Annotated in this window: 9 protein-coding genes; 7 read left to right on the forward strand and 2 right to left on the reverse strand. The window is 71.6% G+C overall.

Features of this window, described 5'->3' with window-relative positions; genetic code table 11:
• Positions 1 to 20: 20 nt before the first annotated feature.
• Positions 21 to 671, reverse strand: coding sequence for a pirin family protein (locus tag AC5WRT_RS25040; RefSeq protein ID WP_496096629.1), 651 nt, complete (start codon positions 669 to 671; stop codon positions 21 to 23).
• 181 nt (positions 672 to 852) lie between these two features.
• Here AC5WRT_RS25040 and fasR point away from each other — a divergent pair, with 181 nt between their 5' ends.
• The 5 genes from fasR to fabF all read left to right on the forward strand — a co-directional run bounded on the left by fasR (position 853) and on the right by fabF (position 5784).
• Positions 853 to 2058 (forward strand): fatty acid biosynthesis transcriptional regulator FasR, encoded by a 1206-nt coding sequence (gene fasR, locus AC5WRT_RS25045; RefSeq protein WP_496096618.1) that lies wholly within the window; start codon positions 853 to 855, stop codon positions 2056 to 2058.
• Positions 2059 to 2147: 89 nt separating this feature from the next.
• Entirely contained in the window at positions 2148 to 3065 is a 918-nt protein-coding gene (locus tag AC5WRT_RS25050) for an ACP S-malonyltransferase (protein ID WP_496096619.1), read from the forward strand.
• 10 nt (positions 3066 to 3075) lie between these two features.
• A complete protein-coding gene (locus tag AC5WRT_RS25055; RefSeq protein ID WP_496096620.1) occupies positions 3076 to 4107 on the forward strand; it encodes a ketoacyl-ACP synthase III in 1032 nt (343 codons plus the stop codon).
• An 81-nt stretch (positions 4108 to 4188) separates the two neighbouring features.
• On the forward strand, positions 4189 to 4437 hold the full coding sequence (locus AC5WRT_RS25060) for an acyl carrier protein (protein ID WP_018545314.1): 249 nt from the start codon (positions 4189 to 4191) through the stop codon (positions 4435 to 4437).
• An 84-nt stretch (positions 4438 to 4521) separates the two neighbouring features.
• Positions 4522 to 5784, forward strand: a complete 1263-nt coding sequence (gene fabF, locus AC5WRT_RS25065) for a beta-ketoacyl-ACP synthase II (protein WP_496096621.1) — start codon at positions 4522 to 4524, stop codon at positions 5782 to 5784.
• A 69-nt stretch (positions 5785 to 5853) separates the two neighbouring features.
• Here the strand turns inward: fabF and AC5WRT_RS25070 are convergent, their stop codons facing one another.
• Positions 5854 to 6348 (reverse strand): DUF3145 domain-containing protein, encoded by a 495-nt coding sequence (locus AC5WRT_RS25070; protein ID WP_496096622.1) that lies wholly within the window; start codon positions 6346 to 6348, stop codon positions 5854 to 5856.
• 274 nt (positions 6349 to 6622) lie between these two features.
• Between AC5WRT_RS25070 and AC5WRT_RS25075 the strand changes: the two genes are divergently transcribed.
• Positions 6623 to 7516, forward strand: a complete 894-nt coding sequence (locus tag AC5WRT_RS25075; RefSeq protein WP_496100614.1) for an SGNH/GDSL hydrolase family protein — start codon at positions 6623 to 6625, stop codon at positions 7514 to 7516.
• Between the two features lie 26 nt (positions 7517 to 7542).
• Positions 7543 to 8509 (forward strand): aldose epimerase family protein (locus tag AC5WRT_RS25080; RefSeq protein ID WP_496096624.1); only part of this gene is annotated, 967 nt, incomplete at its 3' end.

Here is an 8509-nt window from a genome sequence, read left to right on the forward strand (position 1 = left end):
GCCGGCCGCGACCGCCGCGGCTATGACATCTCCCACAGCAGCACCTCGGCCGAGGTGACCGCCACCGCCTCCAGGCCCTCCGCCCCGGTGATCCGTGCCGAGTCGCCCGCGCCCAGGCGCTCCTCCCCCAGCCCGACGGTGCCGCGGACCACGTGGACGTACACGTGCGCCGCGTCCGGGACCGCCGTTCGCCCGGCCGGTGACAGGCGGCGCACGTGGAGCATCGCGCCGGCCTCGGGGACGGCGTAAGGGGTGGCGTCGGCGATGCCGGGAACGATCTCGTAGGAGGGGTCGCCGCCCGGTTCCAGGGGGGCCAGCCACATCTGGACGAAGGTGAGGGGTGCCGGGCCGTCGTTGCGTTCCACGTGCCGGACGCCCGCCGCCGCACTGAGCCGCTGGACGTCGCCGGGGCGGACCTTGGTCTCGTGGCCGGTGGAGTCGCGGTGGGTCAGCTCGCCCTCGGCGACCCACGTGACGATCTCGGTGTGACTGTGCGGGTGTTCGTCGAACCCGGCGCCGGGCGCGAGCCGTTCCTCGTTGCAGGCGATGATCGCGCCGAAGCGGAGGTTGCCGGGGTCGTAGTGCGGCCCGAAGGAGAAGGCGTGCCACGACTCGATCCCGGCCTCGGGATCCCCCCCGGGGTAGCGCTCACCGGCACGCCGTACGTCCATCACGCGCACCACGGTAGCCGCACGGGGCACGGGACCGGCGCCCGCTGCTCCCGGACCACCGGCCGCCAGGCCGCCGCAGGGGGCACCTCGACACCGTCCTGAGGAGCCCCCGAAGGCGACCGGGCCGTCAAGCACAGCCCCGGCGGCACACCGTCCCAGCCCGATAAGGCAGTCTTGTCCCGTGCCCGAACCCGAATCCCGCAGCAGCGATCCGCACGTACACGACGTCCACCCGCACGCCGCGACCCTCAAGCGGCTGGAGAAGTCCTCAGGTTCTCTCGCCGCTCAGGCCATCGCACGCATGGACGAGACCCTGCCGTGGTATCGGGCCATGCCCCCGGAGAACCGTTCGTGGATCGGGCTGGTCGCCCAGGCGGGCATCGCGGCCTTCACCGAGTGGTTCCGGCACCCGGACGCGCCCCAGGCGATCTCCACGGACGTGTTCGGCACCGCGCCGCGCGAGCTGACCCGGGCCATCACACTGCGGCAGACCGTGGAGATGGTGCGCACCACCATCGAGGTCATGGAGAGCGCGATCGACGAGGTCGCGGCGCCCGGGGACGAGAGCGTGCTGCGCGAGGCACTGCTCGTGTACGCCCGCGAGATCGCCTTCGCCACCGCGCAGGTCTACGCCCAGGCCGCGGAGGCACGCGGTGCCTGGGACGCGCGGCTGGAGTCGCTGGTGGTCAACGCCGTGCTGAGCGGGGAGGCCGACGAGGGGGCGGTGAGCCGGGCGGCCGCGCTCGGGTGGAACTCGCCGGAGCATGTGTGTGTGGTGCTGGGGACCGCGCCGGACGGGGACAGCGAGCTGACCGTCGAGGCCATTCGGCGGGCCGCCCGGCACGCCAAGCTCCAGGTGCTCACCGGGGTGCTGGGCGACCGGCTCGTCGTGATCGCCGGCGGCAGCAGCAACCCGCTCGCCGTCGCCAAGTCGCTGATCGGGCCGTTCGCCGCGGGCCCGGTGGTCGCGGGGCCCGTCGTACCGGATCTGCTGGCCGCCACGCGGTCCGCGCAGGCCGCCGCGGCGGGGCTGAAGGCGTGTTCGGCCTGGCAGGACGCGCCACGGCCGGTGCTGGCGGACGATCTCCTGCCGGAGCGCGCGATCGCGGGTGATCCCAGCGCCCGCGAGCAGTTGGTGGAGGAGATCTACAGACCTCTGGAAGAGGCCGGGTCGGCGCTGCTGGAAACCTTGAGTGTCTATCTGGAGCAGGCGAGCAGCCTGGAGGGCGCGGCCCGGATGCTCTTCGTTCACCCGAATACCGTCCGCTACCGGCTCCGACGTGTGACAGACGTCACCGGTTGGTCGCCGTCGGATGTACGATCCGCGTTCACACTGCGGATTGCGCTCATCCTGGGGCGTCTGGCCGACGGCGAACCCCCGGCATAAGGTTTTGTGGGAGATCCACAAAAGCCCTTCGTGTTCTTCGTCCTTGTCCCCACGGGCGGCCTCGGCCGTCCCCAAGAGAGAGTGTGAGAGTGCTCGTACTCGTCGCTCCCGGCCAGGGCGCCCAGACGCCCGGCTTCCTGACTCCCTGGCTCGAACTGCCCGGCGCCGCGGACCGTGTCGCCGCCTGGTCGGACGCCATCGGCCTGGACCTGGTGCACTACGGCACCCAGGCCGACGCCGACGCCATCCGGGACACCGCGGTGGCCCAGCCGCTGCTGGTCGCCGCCGGCATCCTGTCCGCCGCGGCACTCGGTGCCATCCACCCGGGTGCGGTCGCCGGTCACAGCGTCGGTGAGATCACCGCCGCCGCCTTCGCGGGCGTGCTGGACGACACCGCCGCGCTGGGCCTGGTCCGCAAGCGGGGTCTGGCGATGGCCGACGCCGCCGCGATCACCGAGACGGGCATGTCGGCACTGCTCGGCGGCGACCCCGAGACCTCCGTGGCCCACCTGGAGAAGCTGGGCCTGACCCCGGCGAACATCAACGGCGCGGGCCAGATCGTCGCCGCGGGCACGCTGGAGCAGTTGGCCGCGCTGAACGAGGACAGGCCCGAGGGCGTCCGCAAGGTGGTCCCGCTGAAGGTCGCCGGCGCCTTCCACACCCACCACATGGCTCCCGCCGTCGAGACGCTGGCCAAGGCCGCCGCGGAGCTGAACCCGGCCGACCCCGAGGTGACCTACGTCTCCAACAAGGACGGCCAGGCGGTCGCGAGCGGCGCCGAGGTGCTGGAGCGGCTGGTCGGCCAGGTCGCCAATCCCGTGCGCTGGGACCTGTGCATGGAGACCTTCAAGGAGCTGGGCGTCACCGCGCTCATCGAGGTGTGCCCGGGCGGCACGCTCACCGGACTGGCCAAGCGCGCGCTGCCCGGCGTCGCCACGCTGGCCCTGAAGACCCCCGACGACCTCGACGCGGCCCGCGCGCTCCTCGCAGAGCACGCCGGCGCCTAAGGAGCCGTACATGGCGAAGATCAAGCCCAGCAAGGGTGCCCCGTATGCGCGCATCCTCGGTGTCGGCGGCTACCGGCCGACCCGGGTCGTGCCCAACGAGGTGATCCTGGAGAAGATCGACTCGTCCGACGAGTGGATCCGCTCCCGCTCCGGCATCGAGACCCGGCACTGGGCCGGTCCCGAGGAGACCGTGGCCGCGATGTCCGTCGAGGCCGCCGGCAAGGCGATCGCGGACGCCGGCATCGGCGCCGAGCAGATCGGCGCCGTGGTCGTCTCGACGGTCTCGCACTTCAGCCAGACCCCGGCCGTGGCCACCGAGATCGCCGACAAGCTGGGCACGAACAAGGCCGCCGCCTTCGACATCTCGGCGGGCTGCGCGGGCTTCGGCTACGGCCTGACCCTCGCCAAGGGCATGGTGGTGGAAGGTTCCGCCGAGTACGTGCTCGTCATCGGCGTGGAGCGGCTCAGCGACCTCACCGACCTGGAGGACCGGGCCACCGCCTTCCTGTTCGGCGACGGCGCCGGGGCGGTCGTCGTCGGCCCCTCGCAGGAACCGGCCATCGGCCCGACCGTGTGGGGCTCCGAGGGCGACAAGTCGGAGACGATCAAGCAGACCATCCCCTGGACCCGGTTCCGCATCGGTGACGTGTCCGAACTGCCGCTCGACAGCGACGGCAACGTCAAGTTCCCCGCCATCACGCAGGAGGGCCAGGCGGTGTTCCGCTGGGCCGTGTTCGAGATGGCGAAGGTCGCCCAGCAGGCGCTGGACGCGGCCGGGATCAGCCCGCAGGAGCTGGACGTCTTCATCCCGCACCAGGCCAACGTGCGGATCATCGACTCGATGGTGAAGACCCTCAAACTGCCGGAGCACGTCACGGTCGCCCGTGACATCCGCACCACCGGCAACACCTCGGCCGCCTCGATTCCGCTCGCGATGGAGCGGCTCCTGGCGACCGGGGAGGCGAAGAGCGGCGACACCGCGCTCGTCATCGGATTCGGGGCGGGTCTCGTCTACGCCGCCACGGTCGTTACCCTCCCCTAGGCACTCCGTGCCCGATCATGTGATCGGGCACGGCAGAAATCGCCACCAACCGTCTGGAACATCGAAGAAGGAGCGCCTGACATGGCCGCCACTCAGGAAGAGATCGTCGCCGGTCTCGCCGAGATCGTGAACGAGATCGCCGGGATCCCCACCGAGGACGTCCAGCTGGACAAGTCCTTCACCGACGACCTGGACGTCGACTCGCTGTCCATGGTCGAGGTCGTCGTCGCCGCCGAGGAGCGCTTCGACGTGAAGATCCCGGACGAGGACGTCAAGAACCTCAAGACCGTCGGCGACGCGACCGACTACATCCTCAAGCACCAGGCCTGAGTCACCTCTCAGGCCCAGGGCTGAAGGCCCCGCCACCCGGCGGTGGCGCCGTTGATTCCCGCATCCGTTGGAGAAAGAATTCCCGTGAGCCCGACCAATCGCACCGTGGTCGTCACCGGTATCGGCGCAACCACACCGCTGGGTGGCGACGTAGCCTCGTTCTGGAAGGCCCTGGTCGCCGGCACGTCCGGCGTAGGCCCTCTGGAGCAGGAGTGGGCGGCCGACCTGCCGGTCCGCATCGCCGCGCAGATCGCCGTGGAACCCGGCGAGATCATCCCCCGGCCGCAGGCCCGCAGGCTGGACCGCTCGGCGCAGTTCGCGCTGATCGCCGCTCAGGAGGCCTGGAAGGACGCAGGGTTCACCGCCAGGGCCGGCGAGGACGCGTCCGTGAACCCCGACCGCCTCGGTGCGGTCATCGCCTCCGGCATCGGCGGCGTGACGACCCTCCTGGACCAGTACGACGTGCTCAAGGAGAAGGGCGTCCGCCGCGTCTCCCCGCACACCGTGCCGATGCTGATGCCCAACTCCCCGGCCGCCAACGTCGGCATCGAGCTGGGCGCCTGCGCCGGTGTGCACACCCCGGTCTCGGCCTGCGCCTCGGGCGCGGAGGCCATCGGGTACGCGATCGAGATGATCCGCACCGGGCGTGCGGACGTCGTCGTGGCCGGTGGTACCGAGGCCGCCATCCATCCGCTGCCGATCGCCGCGTTCGGCAACATGATGGCGATGTCCAAGAACAACGACGACCCGCAGGGCGCCTCCCGTCCCTACGACGCCGGCCGTGACGGCTTCGTGCTCGGGGAGGGCGCCGGTGTGATCGTCCTGGAGTCCGAGGAGCACGCGAAGGCCCGCGGCGCCCGGATCTACGTCGAGGCGGTCGGTCAGGGCATCTCCGCCGACAGCCACCACATCACACAGCCGGAGCCGTCCGGCAACGGCATCGCACACGCGCTGCAGAACCTGCTCGACAACACGGACCTGAAGCCGGCCGAGGTCGTGCACGTGAACGCGCACGCGACGTCGACGCCGCAGGGCGACGTCGCCGAGATCAAGGCGCTGCGCAAGGTGTTCGGCGACGACGTCGACCACATGGCGATCTCCGCGACGAAGTCGATGACCGGTCATCTGCTGGGTGGCGCGGGTGGTATCGAGACCGTCGCGTCGATCCTGGCGCTGGTCAACCGCACGGCTCCGCCGACGATCAACATCGACGAGCTCGACCCCGAGGTCAACGCGGACATCGTCCGCGGCGAGGCCCGTCAGCTGCCCGAGGGCCGCATCGCCGCGCTGAACGACTCGTTCGGCTTCGGCGGCCACAACGTGGTGCTGGCGTTCCGGACGATCTGAGAACGTGAGTGAGGGCCCCTGCCGAGCGGCAGGGGCCCTCACTCTTGCTCGACCACGGGGAACGGAACCTCAGACCACCTGGTGCAGCCAGCGCACCGGTGCTCCCTCGCCGGCGTATCTGAAGGGCTCGAGTTCGTCGTCCCACGGCTTGCCCAGGAGCTTGGCGATCTCGGCCTCCAGCTCGGTCTCGCCGCGCTGGGAGCGGGTCAGGGCCGCACGGAGGCGGTCCTCGGGGATGAGGATGTCGCCGTGGATGCCGGTGACGGCGTGGAAGATGCCGAGGTCGGGGGTGCAGCTGTAGCGCTCCCCCTCGGCCGTCGGGCAGGGCTCGGCGGTGACCTCGAAGCGCAGCAGGTGCCATCCGCGCAGCGCGGAGGCCAGCTTGGAGGCCGTACCGGCCTCACCCTGCCAGGAGAACTCCGAGCGCCAGGTCCCGGGGGCAGCGGGCTGCCGGATCCAGTCGAGGCCGACGCGCGTGCCGAGCACCCCGGCGACGGCCCACTCGACGTGCGGGCACAGCGCGCGCGGCGCGGAGTGCACGTACAGAACTCCACGTGTCGTCACCGGAACCTCCGGGCAGAGCGGGACATCTTGCGGACTGGCTGGCGGCAGTGGCTCGACGGCCGCGTTGATGGCGAGGCTACCCTGCGGCGGTGCAAGGAGTGTGACGTACCGTCGGTCCCGGCGCCAGGAAACCCCCGCCATTCACCCAGGGGGACGCTTGTGCGGGGGTGCACCGTTCCAGGCCGCCCGCTCGGGAACCCCCGCGCGTTGTCATGGGAGGGAGACACACACGTTCACCCGGGGCACCGGGTCCGGCGACGAGGGGACCGGCAGGATGCGCAAGCCGAGCAGCCGTACGCGAGCCGCTCTCGCCGTCGTGGCGGTCGCGGTGCTGGGCCTCGCCGGATGCGACACCACGGGCGGCCGTGCGCCCGCGTCGCAGGGCACCAAGGCGCGCGCGGCCGCACCGGCGCCGGTGTGGAACCGCAGTCCGGGCTCGATCGCCGCGGTCGGCGACTCCATCACCCGCGGCTTCGACGCGTGCACGGTGCTGTCGGACTGCCCCGAGGTGTCGTGGGCGACGGGCAGCGACACCGAGGTGGACAGCCTGGCGGTGCGGCTGCTCGGCCCCGCGGGCGCGGCGAAGCGCAGCTGGAACTACGCGGCGACCGGCGCCCGGATGGCGGACCTGCCCGAGCAGATGTCCCAGGCGGCCGCGCACACCCCCGCGCTGGTGACGGTGATGGTGGGTGCGAACGACGCCTGCCGGTCCTCTGCGCGGGCCATGACCTCGGTGGCCGACTTCCGTGCGGACTTCGAGGAGGCGCTGCACACCCTGCGCGCGGCGTCGCCGAAGACGCAGGTCTACGTGGCGAGCGTGCCGAACCTGAAGCGGCTGTGGTGGGCGGGCCGGACCAGTCCGCTGGGCAGGGAGGTGTGGAAGCTCGGCATCTGCCCGTCGATGCTGTCGGACGCGGACGACCTGACCGGCGCGGCGATGCTGCGCCGGGACCGGGTGCAGCAGCGGGTGGTGGAGTACAACGACGTGCTGAGGGAGGTCTGCGCCAGGGACCGCCGCTGCCGCTTCGACGGGAACGCGGTCTACGACTACCGGTTCGGCACCGGCCAGCTCAGCCACTGGGACTGGTTCCACCCCAGCAAGGACGGCCAGGCGCGGCTCGCCGCGATCGCGTACCGGACGATCACCGCCGCCGATCCGGTTGCCTAGGACACGTATCGCATACTGTTTTCCACATGAGCGAACTTTTCGGCACGGTTTCCGACGGCACCCCGGTCCACCGCTGGACCCTGGAGCGCGCCGGGACCCGGGTGGAGGTCCTGACCTACGGCGGGATCGTGCAGTCGGTGCGGGTGCCGGACCGGGAGGGCCGGACGGCGGACGTGGTGCTGGGCTTCCCCGACCTGGACGGCTATCTCTCCCATCCGGAGCCGTTCCTCGGCGCCGTGATCGGCCGGTACGCCAACCGGATCGGGCACGCCCGCTTCCCGCTGGACGGCGCGGTCTACGCGCTGGAGCCGAACGAGGGCGCGAACTCCCTGCACGGCGGCGCGCACGGCTTCGACAAGCGGGTGTGGGACGCGGAGCCCGTCGAGCACGGGGTCCGGCTGTCCCGGGTGAGTCCGCACGGCGAGGAGGGCTTTCCGGGCCGGCTCGAGGTGTCGGCGACGTACACCCTGGACGCGTCGGGCGCGCTGCACGTCGCGTACGAGGCGGTCACCGACGCGCCGACCGTGCTCAACCTCACCAACCACAGCTACTTCAACCTGGCCGGCGCCGGCCACGCGGGCGGGCACGAGCTGTGGCTCGCCGCGTCCCGAATCACCCCGGCGGACGCGGACCTGATCCCGACGGGCGCCCTGGAGGAGGTGACCGGCTCCCGCTTCGACTTCCGAACGGCCCGCAAGGTCGGCTCCGGTTACGACCACAACTTCGTGCTGGACAAGGGCGTGACAGCCGCTCCGGAGCAGGTCGCCGAGCTGCACGACCCGGGCTCCGGCCGCATCCTGACCGTGTCGACGACCGAACCGGGCCTCCAGCTCTACACCGCCGACCACCTGGGCGAGCCGTTCGCTCCCGGCGACGGCATCGCCCTGGAGACCCAGCACTTCCCGGACTCCCCGAACCGGCCCGGCTTCCCGAGCACGGTGCTCAGGCCGGGCGAGGTGTTCCGGTCCGAGACGGTGTACGGGTTCGGGGTCC

The organism is Streptomyces sp. NTD91 (assembly GCF_059510455.1).